Raw genomic sequence first — 19,629 nt, 5'->3', positions numbered from 1 at the left:
AGGCGAGATGCTACAGAAGAGGCGCGGATAATATCATTGAGGGTACTGCGTATTTTGTATCCAGCGTGTAAACGTTCGTGCGTCTGCGTATCAAATGCCCGGCTCAGTCTTTGAACTGAGCCTTATCCAAACCGTGCTTTTTCATCTTGTCGTAGAGGGTTTTTCGGGCAACACCCAACTGCACCATAGTGTCTTTGATGCTGCCATGGCACGCATTCAAGGCACTGGTAAGCACCGAGTGTTCGAAGCTGTCCATCATTTCGGTAAGGGTTCGCCGCCCGCTCACATCGGCTTTGGCAACCGGCTCACTGTCATCAAGTGCTGCGGGCCCCAACAATACATACCGCTCCGCCAGATTACGCAACTCACGTACATTTCCCGGCCAACTGTGATGCATTAACCGTGCGGCCTGACTGGCATCCAGAGGAATGCTCTCCCGATCATAGCGGGCAGCTGCAATCAGGACGAAGTGGTGAAACAGCATAGGGATATCTTCTTTACGCTCCCGCAAAGGAGGTATATCCACTTTCACCACATTCAATCGGTAATACAGATCCGCACGGAAGCTTCCTTCATCGCTGAGCGCCTTCAGGTCGGCTTTCGTGGCCGCAATAATGCGAACATCGACATCCTGTACCTGATTACTGCCAAGGCGTTCCACTTTTTGCTCTTCGAGTACCCGCAGCAGCTTGATCTGCAGAGGCATTGGCATGCTCTCAACCTCGTCCAGAAACAAGGTACCCCTGTGGGCATGCTCTATTTTGCCAATTCGTAGCTTGTCTGCTCCGGTAAACGCTCCCGCTTCGTGCCCGAACAACTCGCTTTCAATGAGATTTTCCGGCACGGCTCCGCAATTGATCGCGACAAAGTTGTGGGCCCCTCGAGGGCTGTTCTCATGAATGTAGCGAGCAAGCGCATCCTTGCCGGAGCCTGTCTCGCCAAACAACAGTGTGTTGGCGGAAATGTCCAGAATCGGAGTGATGGTGTCCATCACTTTCTGCATGCTCGGCGTGTCCCCCAGGATTCTGGGGCCGGGCCGGGCTAAATGGCGTAACTGGGCCTTGAGTCGACGGTTTTCCAGGGCGAGGTGACGCTTTTCCAAGGCATGCCGCAAAAGTTCAATCAGTTCATCGTGATTGAAGGGTTTTTCAATAAAATCATAGGCGCCCTGCTGCATGGCTGAAACCGCCGTGCTGATGTCGCCCTGGCCGGTCAGAATAATAACGGGTATGGATTTATCCAGCGCCTGAACAGCACCCAGCATTTCCAGCCCATCCATTGCCGGCATATTGTAGTCACACAGCACTACGCCACTGTACTCAGCTGTAATAGCTTGCAGCCCCGCCTCGGCGCTTTCATAGCACTGCACAGGCAAGTCTTCCAGAGTCAGTGCCTGGGCAATGGACTTGCGTATGTGCGGGTCATCGTCAACAAAAATAACCGAGGGTTCTGTCATTCCGTGGCCTCCCTTTTTTGCAGGGTAAATTCAAATTCCGCACCCGGTGCGTCACTGCGATTGCGCCCCGTAAGCCGGCCACCCAAAGCATCAGCAATTTGCCTTGAAATAGACAACCCCAGCCCAAGCCCCTGTTTCACCGATTTGGTCGTGAAAAAGGGCTCAAAAATTTGCTCGGTGTTCGCCGGCAATCCGGTCCCGTTATCCCGCACAAAACAGCGCCAGCACTCTCCCTGCTCCTCAACATCAATAGTGACTACCGGCTGCTTCTGGCTTTCAACAGCTTGCACTGCATTAGCAAGCAAGTTGACCATAACCTGCTCAATGCGGATCAGATCACCGTGACACAGCACTGGCTGCTCAGGGCGACTCCAACGAATATCAATGCCCGCGCTGCTTTTCTGTGCTGCGATAATTTTTAGAGAGGCGTCCACAGACAAGCGAAAATCCACAATAGTGGGTGGCCCCTCGGACTTCCGGGCAAACACCTTGAACTGGCGGGTCAGCTCGGCCATTTTGTCACACAGAAGTACAATTTCGCTGAGGTTCTCATCCACCATATCGGCGGCACCCTTTTCCAGAAAGCGGCGGCTGTTTCTGGCGTATGTCTGGATTGCCGTAAGCGGTTGGCTCATTTCGTGATTAAGCCCAGCTGACATCTGTCCCAGCACCGCCAGCTTGGCTGCCTGAATTAACTCCTGCTGGGTTTCCCGTAACTCGCTTTGGGTCCGTTCACGTTCTCGAATCTCGTCAATGAGTTTACGGTTGGACTGCTCGAGGTCGGCCGTTCGTTCAGTGACACTGAGCTCCAACTGCTCACCTCTAAGGGCTAACTCCGCCTCTCGGCGATAGCGCTCGCGCAGATACAGCCACGCCAGCAGAACACCAAAATAGATCGCGATGCCGCCCATTACAAAGCCGAGGCGCGTCCACATTACCGAATATGTGCTGACCATTACCCTCAACGTCCAGTCGAGCCTCGGCAGCGGTGTTCGAACGCTCAGATACTCTTGAGCACTGCCATCTTCCTTGATACGCAAAGTCTCGGATGCGCCAGACAAGCCAAAAGGCTTGCCCTGATATTGCAGGGACACAGGTTTTAGATCCCGGTCAGGGTAGCGTTGACGAGATGCTTCACCAGGCGCCTTTTCAGCACTGCCTGTGAAATCCCGGTACAACCACGACGGCTTACTGGCCAAAAAGCTGACACCGGCCTCATCCAATACCACCATTTCGGCTTCACGCACGGAAGCCGGTCTGTGCCATTGGGATTCCAGTTCGTGCACCAACACTTTCACAACCACCACACCCAGTAACTGGCCCTCCTCTCCGCGCACCGGATGAGAAAAGTACAGCCCCCGAACCCGAGAGGTGGAACCCAATGCGAAATAAATGGCAGACCTGCCGGATTTTATGGCTTCAAAGAAATAGGGGCGAAAACTGAAGTTGCGCCCCACAAAACTGCCTGCCTGCAGGTAGTTGTTGGCCGCAATCGTCAGCCCGGCTGTGTCCATCAGATACACATCCGAACTTCCAACGATGGTAGCCATACGCTGCATTTCTTCGTTGGCTTGGTGAATAATCGCAGGGTTGCCCGGAGCATTAAGGGCTGCCGCAAGCAATGGGTGTTCAGCCATCAGCTCCGGAATAGGCAGATAACGGTTAAGCTCGTTCCCCACGAGTTGGCGATAGCGGAACGATTCTTCGAGGCTATCCTGTTCAACCTGCTGGTAACCAACCCAACCACCCAGGATCCAGGACACCGCAAGGGTGATCGCGAATATAACAAAAGCGCCTATCCGGTAGGACATAACCCGGTTCCCGAAATACCGTTAAAGGACGCCAGAGTATCGCCCGGCCCCTTGAAGGACAAGGGTCGGGCGACGAGGGCATAGTTCAGGCAGCAGCCAGGCGACCTTTGCGCTGACGCTGCATCACAAACGCTATTGCGGCAAGCCCAATGCCAGCCAGATCAGACACCATTCCCCCTTCAATCATCATCAGTGCGGCGCCAATCAGCAATATACGGACGATCAAGGAAGCTGTGACGTTTCCAAACCAGCCCAGTACACCACCCGAGAGCAGGTATACGCCAAAGAGCGCCGTAACCAGTGCCCGTGCGATATCAAACCAGCCAGCCTCCATCAACAAAGCGCCGTTGTAGAAGAACATGAACGGCACGATAAACGCTGCAATACCAATTCTGAAAGAGGCCACAGAGGTTTCCATGGCGTTGGCGCCTGAGATACCCGCCGCCGCATAAGAAGCCAGGGCAACCGGCGGAGTAATGGCCGATACCACCGCAAAGTAGAACACGAAGAAGTGCGCCGTCAGAGGTTCGATACCCAGCTGCACCAGGCCCGGCGCAACCACCGAAGCCGCCACCGCATAGGCCGCCGTCGTGGGCATACCCATGCCCAGCAAGATGGAGATAAACATGGCAAAAATCAGCGCCAGCAATTGGCTCGCTTCTGCCACATCAAGCAACAGCACAGAGAAGCGTGCACCAACCCCCGTCAGGGAAATAACACCGACGATAACGCCCGCCGCCGCACACACCACAATGATCTGTATGGCCATGTAGGAAGCCGTTTCCAGCGCGTGTAAAATCTGCCGAATGCCCATTTTGTTGGGTGAAAACCAACTAACAACCGCCGCAGACACCATCGCCAACGTACCGGCTCGTATCACCGAATAGCCCATAAACAGGGCCACTACCAGGATAATAATCGGCAAGAACAGGTAGCACTGTTTCACCATGGCGCGTAGCTTGGGCAGCTCATCTTCCCGCATGCCACGCATACCGGTTTTCGCCGCTTCAAAATCCACCATAAAATACACAGACGCGAAGTAAAGAATCGCGGGAATAATGGCTGCAATGGCGATTTCGGTATATGGGATACCGGTAATCTCGGCCATGATGAAGGCACCTGCCCCCATAATCGGCGGCATGATCTGACCACCCGTAGATGCAGCGGCTTCTACCGCGCCGGCGGATTTTTTGCTGTAACCCACTTTTTTCATTAGCGGGATAGTTAGCGAGCCGGTAGACACAACGTTGCCGGCACTGGTGCCGTTGATCATGCCCATCAGGCCAGAGGCAAAAATAGAGACCTTCGCAGGGCCACCACGGGAGCGACCCGCCGCGGCAAACGCGAAGTTCACAAAGTAATCACCGACCTTTGACGACTGCAAAAAGGCCGCAAAAATAATAAACAGAATAATGTAGGTGGACGACACCGCTGTGGTGGGCCCAAGAATACCCGCATCGGTATACACCTGGCTGAAGAACCTTTGTACCGACAGTCCTGGATAACCAAGGAAGCCCGGAAGATACGGCCCGGCAAACACATACACCAAAAACACCAACCCGATAATCACCAGCGCCAATCCGGCAACCCGGCGGGTAAGCTCCATTATCAGCGCAGTACCCGCTACCGCGGCAAAAGAAATGCCCACCGGCGCAAAGGATGTGCCCGTGGACATACGCATGGAGGTGTTAAAAGCCACAAGGAAATAGGCCGCAACCGCGATCGAGCACACAATCAACACCAGATCCGGCAGACTGAAGCGCGAGCGCTCACGCTGGTGGAACCAGCTCAGCACAATGCCCACACCCGTTGCCGCCAGCAGCGGCCAGCCAAAATGCCAGGTTTCCAGATCTACCGGAATCCGCATGGCACCGTTCTGAACCATCTGCCAAAACGAGTAGGTCTGATACAGCACATAAAATGCCGGTAGAAGCGCAACAGCACCGATCCATGTTGTCCACCGGTGCCGTGCAGAGCCTTCTTCAGCAGAAACAAAACGTGCACCCGCAAACAGAACAAAACCTAAAACAAGGGCGCCGGCAATATGCACAATCCGGAACGACCAGGTTTCCAAAGGCGCAATATTCAGCGAATAGAGATGGAAGGAGGAGTAAACAATGGCCAGTAACGTTACAAACTTCAGCATTCCGCCTTCAAACAGCCTGCGGTTTGCTTCTACTGGCTCTTTGTCCACGTCGTGGGCAAGCACGTGGTCTTCGCCCACCTCTATATCAGAAAAATCTTTGGGGTGTCGTTCGAGTGTCATTGGGGGTCCTGCCTGCAGGCAAATCGGAGCCGACAATCTGCCGGCTATTATTCAGGGGCCTTGCGGCCCCTTTCTTTCAACCATTCAAATCAGCAGTCTTACTTGATCTTGCTTTCTTCGATGGTATAGCCGTTCTCGTTGAACCAGCGAGCGGCGCCTTTGTGCCATGGCAGCACGTTGTTCTTGCTGTAGTTCTCTGGAATGGAGTTGCGGGCAGCTTTGTGAATAGAAACCATCCGTTCATTCTGCTCCATGGTCAGCTTGGTGATTTCATACACAAAGCTTTCCGGTACATCGCAATTCACCATGGCAAAGTTCCACATGGATACAACACGCGATGGCTCATCCAGGGACTGATAAGTGGCCGCTGGAATAATGAACTCAGACACCGGGAAGTTATCTGTCACTTTTTTGGCTTCGGCATCGGTCATACCAATGATGTTCACATTGGTTTGAACTTCCAGCTGGCTAACGGCTGGGATGGGGATGCCTGCGGCAAAAGCAACAACATCAATCAGGCCATCCTGAAGCTGTCCGCCAAGATCCGACCAGCTGCCATTACGACGTTTGAAGTTCACACCCAGGGTTTCCATCATGCGCGGGAAATAGGTGTCGGAGGTTGAGCCAGCCGGGCCGAAGCCGATGGTGGCACCATCTGGAATATCAGAAATAGACTTGATTCCAGAGCTGGTCAGCGCCGTGACCGAAAAAGGCGTTTCGTACATGGGGAACATGGCACATACGTTGTCCATCTTCATGCCTGGCGCCAGCGGGCTGTTGCCATCCATGGATTCGCGAGCCGGGCCCATTGTAGTCAAACCAAACTTCAGGTCGCCGGTATGAACCAGTGCCATGTTCTGCATTGGGCCGCCGGTGATTTCAGCACCGCCGGAAACGCCCAGATTTTCTGCTACAAAGTTGGCCCAGCCAGAGCCGTAGGCGAAATAGGTGCCGCCCTGACTGGCTGTACCAACGGTAAAGTTATCCGGCCAACCGGCCCGATCCTGGGCAACAACGGGGCTTGCAACAACAAGAGTAGAGGCGAATGCCGCCGCGATAATGGCTTGGTTCTTCATAGAGACTGCTCCCTGATTCGTTTTGTTTATTGGGTGCTCGACGGAGCCCGAAGGGGCTGCGATAACTCTAAGACTTAGCAAATAGCGGGCCACTAGAAAAAAGCCCATGCAAAACATAGACTTCCAAAAACACCACAATAAAAAGCCCGAGAGATTGGGTACTTTTCCACCCATTACCGCACCGTATTGGGTGAACTTCCGCCAGCATAAAAACACCTACAAACCCAGGCGCAATCATTCGCGCTCTAAATACTTTTTTATAGGTACTACCCGCCAAATCTCCTATCCACATCAGTCCACTCAAGGACTCCTCTCCGCTATAACCTGTTTGATATTTAGTATTCAAACCATTATTCTTCACTCATTGAACAGCCATTCAACAAATTGAACACTCATTCAATACAGAGCAGGTCACAGGGCGCATGGCACGACCGGGAATTGAGTCAATCAGGCGGCAGCAGCTGATCGACGCAACATTGAGCGTTATTGAAACCCACGGTTTTCAAGGTGCAACCATAGGGAAAATTGCAGCGGCCTCGGAATTGTCGGTGGGCATTGTGAGCCATTATTTCGGCGGCAAGCAGGGCCTGCTGGAAGCCACCATGCGATACCTGCTCTCGTGCCTGCAGCAGGACGCATCAAGATTGATGGCCAGCCGGCCCAGCAACCCTCGTGAGAGTTTGATGGCCATAGTTGACGCCAACTTCTCCGGCGTTCAGACCCACGCGCAGTCGGCAAAAACCTGGCTGGCCTTCTGGACCCAAGCCATGCACAGCCCGGAGCTGATGAGACTTCAGAGGGTGAACGAGCGCCGCCTGCTTTCGAACCTGATTTTCCATTTGCGCCAGTTGATGCCCCCTGGGCCGGCGCAAGCGACGGCGCAAACAGTCGCGGCCATGATCGACGGTTTCTGGCTGCGCGCCGCTATGAGTGAGGGCCGGATTGAACCCGACCAGGCCGCTGCCCTCTGCAAAACTTACATCGACCAAGCCATCAAGGCGAATAACGGAGCCAGCAAATGACATTGCCCGTGTACCAGTCTTTTATTAACGGCCAGCCACTGACAAACCAGAGTGGCGAACGCTTCGACGTAGTGAACCCTGCCACCGGCAAGCTGATTTATCAGGTTGAACAGGCCGATGAATCCGTTATGCAGGCAGCGGTCAAGAGCGCCCGGGAAGGCTTCAAAGCCTGGGCTGCCATGAGCGGGCTTGAGCGTGGGCGTATTCTCAACCGGGCAGCCAACATTCTGCGCGAGCGCAACGATGAGCTGGCAAAGATCGAAGTGCTGGATACCGGCAAACCCTGGCAGGAAGCCAGCGTGGTCGATGTAGTAACCGGTGCCGATTCTGTCGAGTATTTTGCTGGCCAGGCTTCCAGTATTACCGGCGAAAGCCAGCATCTGGGGCCGGATTTCTTCTATACCCGTCGCGAACCTCTGGGCGTGTGCGCGGGTATTGGCGCATGGAACTACCCTCTGCAAATAGCATGCTGGAAGTCCGCGCCTGCTCTGGCCTGCGGCAACAGCATGATCTTCAAGCCTTCAGAAGAAACACCGCTGGGCGCGATCAAACTGGCTGAGATTTACATCGAAGCGGGTGTTCCCGCTGGTGTGTTTAACGTGATCCAAGGCGATCACCGGGTCGGCCAGATGCTCACAGCCGAGCCGGCCATTGCCAAAGTATCGTTTACCGGTGAAGCCAAAACCGGCCGCACCGTGATGGCCGATTCCGCCCGCACCCTGAAATCCGTCACCATGGAACTGGGCGGCAAATCCCCGCTGGTGGTGTTTGAAGATACCGATCTGGAACAAGCCATCTCGGCCGCCATGCTGGGCAACTTCTACACCCAAGGCGAGGTGTGCACAAACGGTACCCGCGTGTTTGTTCAACGCTCCATCTACAACGCCTTCCTTGAGGAACTGGTAAGAAGAACCGAGAACAACATCATCGCCGGCGACCCGGAACACCCGGACACCAACTTCGGCTCCCTGATCAGCGCCAAGCATCGCGACCTGGTGATGAAGTACATCGACAGCGCCAAAGCTGAAGGCGCGCGCTTGCTGACCGGCGGCAAGACCCTGCAACCGACTGGTTTTGAAGACGGCTATTTTGTGGCGCCCACAATCTTCGCCGACTGCACCGATGACATGACCATTGTGCGGGAAGAAATCTTTGGCCCGGTGATGTCTGTACTGCCATTCGATACTGAAGAGGAAGTGATCCAGCGCGCCAACAACACAGACTACGGCCTGGCAGCTGCCGTGTTCACTACAGACACCACCCGCGCACATCGCGTTATTCATCAAATTGAAGCAGGCATCTGCTGGATCAACAGCTTTGGCGCCTCGCCGGCCGAAATGCCCGTGGGCGGTTACAAGCTCTCGGGGCTGGGCCGCGAGAATGGTCGCGAAACACTCGCCCATTACACCCAAATCAAATCCGTTTACGTTGGAATGGCCCCGTTTGAGTCGCCATTTTGACCCGCGCCTTCAAACCAGAGCCTCTGCGGATGACCTATCCGCCTTTGCATCAAGGAGACCGTTTTGCAGTTTGATAACGAATTTGACTATGTGATTGTCGGCACCGGGTCCGCCGGCTGTGTATTGGCCAACCGCTTGAGTGAAAGTGGAAATGACCAGGTTCTGGTTCTGGAAGCCGGGCGCCGTGACAACGGCTGGAAAATCCACATGCCCGCGGCGCTCATGTTCAACCTCATGGACGACAAGCACAACTGGTACTACCACACCGAACCCCAGGAACACATGAACAACCGGAAGCTTTACTGGCCCCGGGGCAAAGTGTGGGGCGGCGGTTCCACCCTGAATGCCATGGTGTATATCCGCGGCCACGCCTACGATTACGACCGCTGGCACGACGAAGGCGCCAAAGGCTGGCGCTATCAGGACGTGCTGCCCTACTTCCGCAAAGCCGAAAGCCGGGAAAAAGGCGCTGACGACTACCGCGGTGGCAATGGCCCGCTGAACGTACACACAGGCGACGAGCCCAACCCGCTGTTTGGCGCCTTTCTTGAGGCTTCCCAGCAGGCAGGCTACCCCTATACAAAAGACATGAACGGCTACCAGCAGGAAGGCGTTGGCGAGATGGACATGACCATCAAAAAAGGTCGGCGCTGGAGCGCAGCTCAAGCCTACCTGCGCCCCGCCCTGAACCGCCCGAACCTGACCGCTGAAACCGGCGCCATGACCACCCGCATTCTGTTTGAAGGCGAGACCGCCGTCGGCGTGGAATACATTCAGAAAGGCAAAACCCTTCGTGTGAAGGCCCGCAAAGAAGTCATCGTAAGCGGCGGTGCCATCAACTCGCCGCAACTGTTGATGTTGTCAGGCATAGGCGCGGAAGACGAGCTGAAAGAACACAACATTCCTGTAGTGGCCGACCGCCCTGGTGTCGGCAAAAACCTTCAAGACCACCTGGAAATCTACGTTCAGCACAAATCCACCCAGCCGGTCACTTTGTACAAGTACACCACCCAGCCGGGCAAAACCCTGGCCGGCATGAAGTGGTTTATCAACAACGATTGGGGCGCCTGCCGCACCGCCCACCTGGAAGCTGGCGGATTTATTCGTTCGGAAGCGGGCGTTCAACACCCGGATATCCAATATCACTTCCTGCCGTCCCAGGTAATTGATCACGGCCGGAAAGACGCCGAGTGCCATGGCTATCAAGCCCACGTTGGCCCCATGCGCCCAACCAGTCGCGGATTCATCAAACTGAAATCGGCGGACCCGAACGACCACCCGATTATTGATCCCAAGCTGCTCAGCACCGAGCGTGACCGCTGGGAAATGCGCCAAAGCATCAAACTGACCCGGGAAATCTTTGCCCAATCGGCCTTCGATCCTTTCCGGGGCGAAGAACTGCGCCCCGGTGCCAGCGCCACTACCGACGACGATATTGATGCGTTCGTCCGCAAATACGCCGACAGCGCCTACCACCCCTCATGCACCTGCAAAATGGGCGCAGCCGATGACCCCATGGCGGTAGTTGACGAGCAGGCACGGGTTTATGGCGTGAACAATCTGCGTGTGGTGGATGCCTCCATTATGCCCAGCATGGTGAGCGGCAACCTGAATGCGCCCACCATCATGTTGGCTGAAAAATGTGCCGACCACATACGTGGCCTTGAGCCACTCGCTCCCTCACCCGCACCGGTATGGGAACACCCTGACTGGAAAAACGCACAACGCTAACGCTGTGACACAAAACCAAGAAAGGAGAGAACCAATGAAGAAACTCATGATGGCCTGTGCAGGCCTTGCGATCAGTGGCGCTGCCACCGCTGCCCCGAATGCCGCATGTGAAACCGTACGCTTTGCGGATGTAGGCTGGACCGACATAACCGCCACCACTGCGCTGGCATCCGAAGTACTTAAAGGCATGGGGTATACCCCTACGGCCAAAGTCCTGTCTGTGCCGGTGACCTACCGCTCACTCAAAAACAAGGACATCGACGTATTCCTGGGCAACTGGATGCCCACCATGGAAGGCGATGTCCGCCCCTACCTGGAAAGCGGTGATGTAGAAACCGTGATCACCAACCTGGAAGGCGCCAAATACACACTGGCGGTTCCCCAGTATGTTTACGATGCAGGTGTCACCAGCTTTGCCGACATCGCCAAGCACTCCGACGAGTTTGATGGCCGCATCTACGGCATCGAACCAGGCAACGACGGTAACCGCCTGATCCAGCAGATGGTAGATGAAGATGCCTTTGGCCTGGGCGACTTCCGTGTAGTCGAATCCAGTGAAGCGGGCATGCTGTCACAGGTAAGCCGCGCAACCCGTCGCAACAACTGGGTTGTGTTCCTGGCTTGGGAACCGCATCCGATGAACGCCAATCATGAACTGGCGTACCTTGAAGGCGGCGACGACTTCTTCGGCCCCAACTACGGTGGTGCAACCGTGCACACCAACGTTCGCAAGAACTACACCAGCGAGTGCCCGAACGTTGGCAAGCTGCTGAACAACCTCACCTTCTCCCTGACCATGGAGAACGAAGTGATGGGCGCTATTTTGAACGACGGCGAAGAGCCAAACGATGCCGCAAAGGCATGGCTGGCCAGCAACCCCGAGGTACTCAACGCCTGGCTTGAAGGCGTAACTACCCTGGACGGCAAAGAGGCACTGCCCGCCGTTAAAGCATCCCTCAAATAGCCAGTAATGCCCGGGGGCAACCCCGGGCACCTGCCATGCACTACCTGATTCACTCATTTTCCGTGCCGGCTCTGGCCCGCACCCAAAAAGACATAAAACCATGAACTGGATAACTGAGCATCAACTACCCTTCGGCGACTTCATGGAAGCCATTGTTGATTTTCTGGTGATCAATTTCAGCGGCTTTTTCGACGCCGTTTCCGAAACCCTCAGAAGTATGATTCATGGCCTGACCGACGCGCTTCTCTGGGTTCCACCTCTTGCACTGGTAGCTCTGTTTACTGCGGCCGCACATATTCGTCATCGCCGCTGGGGGCTCACCGCCTTCACCGCTATCAGCTTTCTGTTGATCCTGAACATCGGCTATTGGGAAGACACCATGGCCACACTCTCACTGGTGCTCTACGCAACCGTGCTGTGCGTGTTGATTGGCATCCCACTGGGCATATACGCCGCCCACAACGCCTGGCTGTACCGGTTTCTGCAGCCTGTGCTGGATCTGATGCAAACAATTCCTCCGTTTGTGTACCTGATCCCCACCCTCACACTGTTTGGTTTGGGCGTGGTACCCGGTGTTATCTCCACCGTGATTTTTGCCATCGCCGCCCCCGTAAGGCTGACCTATCTGGGCATTTCCCAGGTGCCGACCGAGCTGGTTGAAGCTGGTAAATCCTTTGGCTGCACCAACCGCCAGTTGCTTTTCAAAGTAGAACTGCCCGCCGCCATGAGTTCCATTGGCGCCGGCATAACCCAGTGCATCATGTTGTCGCTCTCCATGGTTGTTATTGCCGCGCTGGTCGGCGCGGATGGTTTGGGCGTGCCGGTTGTACGGGCCCTGAATACCGTCGACATAGGCAAGGGCTTTGAAGCCGGCCTGGCTATCGTATTACTGGCCATCTGGATGGACCGTTTTTTCCGTCAGAAAGGCACCACGGGGACACCAGTATGATTGAAATCGAGAACGTTAACGTTGTGTTCGGAAAGCAACCCCAACGAGCCTTACCACTGATTGAGCAGGGCCTGGAACGAGCCGAGATTCGCGACCAGACCGGTTTGGTAGTGGGTGTACAGAACGCCAACCTGAGTGTAAAAAAAGGCGAAATCTGTGTGCTTATGGGGCTTTCCGGTTCCGGAAAGTCGAGCCTGCTGCGCTGCATAAACGGCCTGAACGATGTCACCAATGGTGCCATTCGCATACAGCACGACAATGAAATGGTGGATTTCACCCAGGCCAGCGAAAAGGTGCAGCGAGACATACGCACCCGCCATATTTCCATGGTATTCCAGAGCTTCGCCCTGATGCCCTGGCTGACCGTAGAAGACAACGTGGCCTTCGGCCTTGAGCTGCAAGGCCTTGGTAAGGCCGAGCGCCGCAAGAAGGTAGCCCGCCAACTGGAATTAGTTGGCCTTTCAGGCTGGGCCAACCGCCGGCCCGATGAACTCTCCGGTGGCATGCGCCAGCGAGTAGGCCTGGCAAGGGCGCTGGCCACAGAATCTGAAATACTGCTGATGGACGAGCCATTTTCTGCCCTTGACCCACTGATCCGTCATCAGCTTCAGGACGAACTACTGACCCTGCAGGAAGAACTGCAGAAAACCATCGTATTCGTGAGCCACGATCTGGACGAAGCCCTGAAGCTGGGCTCCCACATCGCCATCATGAAAGACGGCCAGATAGTGCAGCACGGCAAGCCGGAATCCATCGTGCTGGAACCTGCAAACGATTACGTTAAGAGCTTCGTTGCCAGCACCAACCCGCTCAACGTACTGGCTGCCCGCTCACTGGCACTGCCCATTGGGCAGATACAGGAAGATTCCAGAGGTAACCGCTGCCTCAACAAGCGCTACGACACCTGGCTACACACGCCAGATGTGGCGGAAAAGGCCGTGGTCACCAGTGGCGGCCAAACCTTCCAGACCCAAGCCTGGCAGGAAGGCCAAGCCATCGAAAGCCTGGCCAAACAACCCACCCGTATCGCCCCGAACACACCTCTGCGGGATGCCGTAGAGATTCGATATTTCACCGGCCACAGCCTGCTGGTGGAAGAAAGCGACCAGATTACCGGCGCCATTGGCGACCGGGAGCTTTACCACGCCATGCTGGGGAAGCATCTGGACGACAGCTAGGCGAGCTTTATCGCCCCTCAATAATCATAAAACGACCAACCTCCAAAAAAGGACCTCTATGAACATCCGAAACATCACGGCGGGTGCGGGGCTGCTTGCCTCCTCCCTCCTGCTGGCAGCCTGTGCACCCATGCAAACAGACTCTCAAGCCGCATCGGTTGAGCCTGAGAAAGCCAAAAACGTCATCATGATTATTGGCGATGGCATGGGCCCGCAACAGGTTGGGCTGCTGCTCGCTTATGCCAAGCAAGCACCCAACTCGGTTATCACCGATGGCATCACCGCCTTCGACCGCATTGCTGAAAATGGCCCTATGGGCATCTCCATGACCCACGCCAATGACAACCTGGTTGTGGACTCTGCGGCCTCTGCCACCCAACTGGCCACTGGCAAGCTCGCTGGCGCCGAAATGATTGGCGCAGACAAAGACGGCAACACCGCGGAAAGCATTCTGGAGCGCGCCAAAAAGCTCGGCAAATCCACCGGCCTGGTGTCTGACACCCGAATCACCCACGCCACACCCGCTGGTTTTGCAGCCCACCAGAGCCACCGCAGCCTCGAAAACAACATTGCCGTCGACCTGCTGAACAACAACGTAGACGTAATGTTATCAGGCGGCCTGCGCTACTGGATTCCGGCATCCGCCAACGATGAGCAATCGGCTGCACGTTTGGAACTTGAAGCATTGACGGAAGGCTCTGTGCGTATCAAATCCAAGCGCAAGGACAACCGCAACCTGATCGCCGAAGCACAAGAGAAAAACTACGATCTGGCATTCAATCTTGACCAGATGAACCAGGCCGAAGGCAAAATGCTCGGTTTGTTTGCCTACTCATCACTGCCTAACGCCATTGTTGAGAACCAGACCAAAAACGACCCGAACCGCACCATTCCCACATTGAAAGAAATGTCGGAAAAAGCCATCGGTTCGCTGTCGCAGAATGAGGAAGGCTTCTTTCTGATGATCGAAGCCGGTCAAATCGACTGGGCTGGTCACTACAACGACACAGGCACCATGCTGCACGAAATGCTGCGCATGAACGAAACCCTGAACTACGTGCTGGATTGGGCCGAAGGCCGCGATGACACACTGGTGGTTGTCACAGCAGACCACGAAACCGGCGGCTTTGGCTTCAGCTATTCCGCCAACGACCTGCCCCACGGCCGCGACCTGCCGGGCGGCGTGTTCAAGGAACAGCAGTTCAAACCTGGCTTCAACTTTGGCGATGTGTCTACTCTGGATAAGCTCTATGAGCAGAAGTCTTCCTACGGTGACATCTTCTACAGCCAGTTCGACGGCCTGAGCGAAGAAGAGCAAACCCCTGCCAACCTGGCGCGCATTGTTAACGCTGAAACCAGTTTTTACATTACCGAAGAACAGGCTGCCCGGGTACTGGCCACTGAAGACAACCCCTTCTACACCGAAGGCCATTCGTACCTGAGCACTAAAACCGTTCCCAAAATGGACGTAAACGGCGCCTTCTTCGTGTACCAGACAGACGACAACCGCCAGAACCTGCTGGCCCGTGAAGTGGCCGAACAGCAGAATGTAGTCTGGTCTACCGGCACCCACACCAATACCCCGGTGCTGGTATTCACCCAGGGGCCAGCTAAAGTGGCAGAGCCTTTTGGCAAGATTCTGCACCATACGGATATTGGCCAATTTGCCATGGAGGCGATGGAGAACTGATTGCTAATGAGTAAGCATGCCGGCTCTGGGGTCTTCCTGAGCCGGCGCTGTGATTACCTTCAAAGACCGCTCTGACCCAATAAAACCATGAGCGGGCCCAGTACCGCTGGCTTTATTTACCGCATACAGGTTCAGTTCCTTAGCGCTAATTTAGCGCACATGTGGAGTCAGTAATGCTACGGAAGCCTTGCATAGGAAATGTAGCTTTAGAATACCGTTTATCACGATGTTCGTTTATGCTTCTCAAAGGATTTGAAGCCGGGTTTCGGCATATTCCAGGGTGTGTTCACGCTGGTGGTAGGCTATACATGTAGTACACGGTATTGTGCGGAGAAAACATGGTTGTTTCACCGGAGAGAACAGACCTTACCAACTGGATGACAGGGCAAAGGCAGTACCTCCGGAATGCTCTATTTTTTGTACTGTCGTTTTGGCTCCTGAACCAGGTAGCCTATCTCTTTACCGTAGCCGAAGGTGTTAGCATATTTTACCCGCCTTCCGGTTTTGCAATGCTCCTGATTTATCTTTTTGGGGCCAAGTACCTACCCGTATTCTTTTTCGCCATACTCATTGGCGGCCTGCCACAGCGTGATGTTTTCAACTACAACCTGGACATGCTGATCCCGGACCTGAGAATGTTTCTGATCTACGGCACGGCGGGATTGATACTGGGAAAACTCAATCCCGAAAAGCAAAAGCTGGGCGCTACCTTTTACTACACGCTAATGTTAATAATCATTGCAACGGCACTTTTGTCGTCTGCGATTTTTGTGATGGTCTCAAGTGACATAGGCAGCACCTTGAGCACCCGCTGGCGGGAACAGGTTCCTTTGTTTTTTGTCGGGAATCTGACTGGCGCATTGACAGCACTTCCGATTTTCACACTCTACCTATACATTAAATCAAATGGCTGGAAGTGCTTAAAACGAACCATTACCGATGAGATTCTGAGGCCTGACAAACTAACCGTATTTCTTATCATAATCTCGCTTTCTTTCTTCGTAGTGTTTCTGGGCAAGTTTAGTGAAAACTACTCAAGCTACTATTACCTGATTCTGGTCCCCATCATCTGGACTTCCGTAAAGTGGGGGCTGGGCTGTGGGTTGATGTATGCGTTTATCGGCAACCTGTTCACACTTTCCTTTTATGTTCTATTCGGCTACTCCTATTACGGAATGCTGGAAGTTCAATTGATCTTCGCCATGTCGATCATCTCTACTGTGCTCATTGGATTGGTGCATGAGCAAAAAGATATCTTCTATGAAGAGTCCATTTATGACGAGCTGACAGGGCTCGCCAATATGAGGCTGTTCAGAAAGTTAAGCGCTTCCATGATCGCCAATGCCGAACGGAATGGAGAAACTGTCGCACTGCTGTTTGTCGACATCGACGGGTTCAAAGCACTTAACGATACCTTCGGCCACAAAGCCGGTGATCAAGCGCTTGAAAAGATTGGCAAACTACTGAAAAGCAGCCTTCGGGAAGCGGACTTTGTTGCCCGATTTGGCGGCGACGAGTTCATCATTCAATTAAATGGCGGAGTATCCGAAGAAGACGCGGGAGCCGTTGCCTCAAGTATCATCAATAGCATGACCAAGCCATTCCACTTTGATAATGGCGTCGCCACCATAGGTGCGAGCATTGGCATTTCTATCTACCCTAAAGACGGGGCAAATGTGGACACCTTGATCAGCAAGGCAGACAAAGCAATGTATGCCGCCAAAAAGAGTGGTAAAAACTGCTTCCGGCTATACAGCCAATAGCCGGTGCAAATCCACGAACACAACCAGAGTAGCTTATGGGTAAAAACCGATTAGAAGCATTCAGCGACGGTGTACTGGCCATCATCATTACCATTATGGTCCTTGAACTGAAGATTCCGACCGGTTCAGGAATGGATGTTCTTGTTCCAGTGTTGCCCAGTTTTCTCAGTTACGTTCTCAGCTTTATCTATGTAGGCATTTATTGGAATAACCATCACCACTTAATTCACGCCGCGGGCCATGTTTCGGGCAGCGTGCTCTGGTCTAACCTGAATCTGCTCTTCTGGCTTTCATTGTTTCCTTTCACTACGGCCTGGATGGGCAACAATCACTTTGAGCCTTTACCAACAGCAGTCTATGGCTTTGTGCTGTTTATGGCCGCCATTGCTTACAACATATTGCAGCGCTGCATCATGGCCACTGATGGCTGCAGTTCAGTGCTGCATGAGGCAATAGGCTCTGACTGGAAGGGAAAACTGTCCATGGTTCTGTATTTGGTAGCTGTTGGTCTGTCGTTCCAATTCCATTGGGCAGCTCAAGCCATCTATGTCGGTGTGGCGCTTCTCTGGCTTGTGCCGGATAGGCGGATAGAACGGGTGATGAATGAAGGGTGAAAGTGATCGTTTTTCCATCAGACGTTGTTAGAACCAAGGCACCGGTTTCATCGATTGAATACTGCTCCATCCTGGGCCATCAGATAGTCAGCCACAGTTCGGTAGGCCCCCATATTCATTACTCTGTGCGTTAAGCACAACTTTTATGGCTATTAAATGACGGAACCGACCCCACAGCACAGCACCACTAACGATACCATTAGCGACTCCGAGCGCTGGCGTGTTCTTTTGGTGTTGCTCATGGCGATTTTTATGTCGTTGATGAGTGTGAGTGTGATTAACGTCGCCCTGGCATCCATCCAGGAAGGGTTGGATGCCAGTCAATCCGATATCCAGTGGGTATTATCCGGCTATGCACTCACCTTTGGTGTGGTGCTGGTGAGTGCGGGTCGCGCCGGGGATCTTATGGGGCGCGGCGGCTTTTTTATTATGGGCGTTACCATATTCACCCTTGCCTCAGTTGCCGCCGGATTTGCACCGGATGCGGACTGGCTTAATGCGGCTCGCTTTGTTCAGGGTGTTGGCTCAGGGTTTCTGAACCCCCAGGGCATTGGCATGATCCAGCAGTATTTCCAGGGCCCGGCCCGAGCACGCGCCTTTGGTTTTTTTGGCACAACGGTGGGCGTTTCGGTTGCTATTGGCCCGGTACTTGGTGGGCTGCTGATTCATTTAGGTGGCCCGGAAATTGGCTGGCGGCTGACGTTTCTGATTAACGTTCCTATCGGCTTGTTAACCATAGGGCTGGCACTTTTATGGTTCCCCCGCCCTCTCATTCACAAGCCCAAGCAGCAGGCCGGCAGAGGTCTGGGGTCTCTGGACCCCATAGGTGCTCTGCTACTGGGTTTGGGTGTGCTGGCAGTGCTTTATCCTTTTGTTGAGTCGCGCTCGTCCAGATTAATGTGGCTGTTACTGCCTGCAGGATTATTGATGTTTTACCTGTGGGTACGTTGGGAGCGCTGGTACACCCAGCGCGGTTTCAGCCCCATGGTGGATCTCAAAATTTTCGCCACCTCCAGCTACCGTAATGGCAGTGTCATAATGTTGCTGTATTTTTTGGGCATGACCAGTGTTTGGGTCCTGATCCCCTTATACGCACAGCAAGGTGTGGGCTTCTCTGCATTTGAAGCCGGCATGATCGGCATCCCGTCGGCACTGCTTTCTGCCTGGTCTTCAAACTGGGCGGGCAAACGCGTTAATGACTATGGCCGCAAGGTTGTTATCGGGGGGTTGATGTTCGCGGTTTTTGGACTGCTGTCCAGTATCGCCGTGGTGCTGTTGCATAAGTATCTGGGCGTGAGCATCTGGTGGTTGCTGTTGTCTCTCGGCTTTTTTGGTTTAGGCCAAGGCTCAGTGATCAGCCCCAACCAAACCCTCACTCTCGCCGAGGTACCACTGGCCTACGCTGGGAGCTCGGGGGCAATTATGCAAACCGGGCAACGCATTGGTACCTCGGTGGGCATTGCGATCATCACGGCTATTGTATTTGCCCTGCGCCCATACAGCTCGTGGCATACTGCCGTAAGTATTGGACTGCTGACAATCACAGTAATCACTCTGCTAGCATTGACCATGGCTTTTAAGGACTTACGCGACAGACGCACGCCGCACTAGCGGTTGGCCGTAACCGTTGCGGCAGGCACTATAAAAAT

14 protein-coding genes are annotated in these 19,629 nt (G+C 54.3%); 10 read left to right on the top strand and 4 right to left on the bottom strand.

Translation table 11 applies throughout. The features are described from left to right. Positions 1–103: 103 nt before the first annotated feature. The 4 genes from Q0824_RS09660 to Q0824_RS09645 all read right to left on the bottom strand — a co-directional run bounded on the left by Q0824_RS09660 (position 104) and on the right by Q0824_RS09645 (position 6,609). Positions 104–1,456 carry a sigma-54 dependent transcriptional regulator gene (locus Q0824_RS09660; RefSeq protein ID WP_298449846.1) on the bottom strand — a complete coding sequence of 451 codons (1,353 nt, stop codon included), beginning with the start codon at positions 1,454–1,456 and terminating at the stop codon, positions 104–106. After that, positions 1,453–3,267: an ATP-binding protein gene (locus tag Q0824_RS09655; protein ID WP_298449844.1), complete on the bottom strand. Its 1,815-nt coding sequence runs from the start codon at positions 3,265–3,267 to the stop codon at positions 1,453–1,455. Before Q0824_RS09655 ends, Q0824_RS09660 begins: the two co-directional genes overlap by 4 nt. Before the next feature lie 85 nt (positions 3,268–3,352). Beyond that, positions 3,353–5,533 carry a TRAP transporter permease gene (locus tag Q0824_RS09650; RefSeq protein WP_298449842.1) on the bottom strand — a complete coding sequence of 727 codons (2,181 nt, stop codon included), beginning with the start codon at positions 5,531–5,533 and terminating at the stop codon, positions 3,353–3,355. Positions 5,534–5,631: 98 nt separating this feature from the next. Next, positions 5,632–6,609: a TAXI family TRAP transporter solute-binding subunit gene (locus Q0824_RS09645; protein WP_298449840.1), complete on the bottom strand. Its 978-nt coding sequence runs from the start codon at positions 6,607–6,609 to the stop codon at positions 5,632–5,634. Between the two features lie 422 nt (positions 6,610–7,031). Here Q0824_RS09645 and betI point away from each other — a divergent pair, with 422 nt between their 5' ends. From betI to Q0824_RS09595, 10 genes are all read left to right on the top strand, one after another. Then, positions 7,032–7,631: a transcriptional regulator BetI gene (gene betI, locus Q0824_RS09640; protein WP_298449838.1), complete on the top strand. Its 600-nt coding sequence runs from the start codon at positions 7,032–7,034 to the stop codon at positions 7,629–7,631. Continuing rightward, entirely contained in the window at positions 7,628–9,091 is a 1,464-nt protein-coding gene (gene betB, locus Q0824_RS09635; RefSeq protein ID WP_298449836.1) for a betaine-aldehyde dehydrogenase, read from the top strand. The genes betI and betB overlap by 4 nt, the downstream gene beginning before the upstream one ends. A gap of 63 nt (positions 9,092–9,154) precedes the next feature. After that, positions 9,155–10,822 carry a choline dehydrogenase gene (gene betA / locus Q0824_RS09630; RefSeq protein ID WP_298449834.1) on the top strand — a complete coding sequence of 556 codons (1,668 nt, stop codon included), beginning with the start codon at positions 9,155–9,157 and terminating at the stop codon, positions 10,820–10,822. A gap of 34 nt (positions 10,823–10,856) precedes the next feature. Next, the gene (locus Q0824_RS09625) at positions 10,857–11,786 is read left to right on the top strand and encodes a choline ABC transporter substrate-binding protein (protein WP_298449832.1); all 930 of its coding nucleotides are present in this window, start codon (positions 10,857–10,859) and stop codon (positions 11,784–11,786) included. Positions 11,787–11,886: 100 nt separating this feature from the next. Further along, positions 11,887–12,735 carry a choline ABC transporter permease subunit gene (gene choW / locus Q0824_RS09620; RefSeq protein WP_298449830.1) on the top strand — a complete coding sequence of 283 codons (849 nt, stop codon included), beginning with the start codon at positions 11,887–11,889 and terminating at the stop codon, positions 12,733–12,735. Continuing rightward, complete coding sequence (choV, locus tag Q0824_RS09615; RefSeq protein ID WP_298449828.1) at positions 12,732–13,913, top strand: choline ABC transporter ATP-binding protein; 1,182 nt, start codon at positions 12,732–12,734, stop codon at positions 13,911–13,913. Before choW ends, choV begins: the two co-directional genes overlap by 4 nt. Positions 13,914–13,971: 58 nt before the next feature. After that, positions 13,972–15,603: an alkaline phosphatase gene (locus tag Q0824_RS09610; RefSeq protein ID WP_298449826.1), complete on the top strand. Its 1,632-nt coding sequence runs from the start codon at positions 13,972–13,974 to the stop codon at positions 15,601–15,603. A gap of 338 nt (positions 15,604–15,941) precedes the next feature. Continuing rightward, positions 15,942–17,366: a diguanylate cyclase gene (locus tag Q0824_RS09605; protein ID WP_298449824.1), complete on the top strand. Its 1,425-nt coding sequence runs from the start codon at positions 15,942–15,944 to the stop codon at positions 17,364–17,366. A 35-nt stretch (positions 17,367–17,401) separates the two neighbouring features. Further along, positions 17,402–17,980 carry a TMEM175 family protein gene (locus tag Q0824_RS09600; protein ID WP_298449823.1) on the top strand — a complete coding sequence of 193 codons (579 nt, stop codon included), beginning with the start codon at positions 17,402–17,404 and terminating at the stop codon, positions 17,978–17,980. Between the two features lie 156 nt (positions 17,981–18,136). Then, positions 18,137–19,591, top strand: coding sequence for an MFS transporter (locus Q0824_RS09595; protein ID WP_298449821.1), 1,455 nt, complete (start codon positions 18,137–18,139; stop codon positions 19,589–19,591). Positions 19,592–19,629 lie beyond the last annotated feature (38 nt).

It is taken from the genome of uncultured Marinobacter sp. (assembly GCF_947488835.1).
Lineage (GTDB): Bacteria > Pseudomonadota > Gammaproteobacteria > Pseudomonadales > Oleiphilaceae > Marinobacter.
The sequence above is the reverse complement of the archived record's forward strand: the minus strand, read 5'-3'. Positions and strand labels throughout refer to the sequence as shown.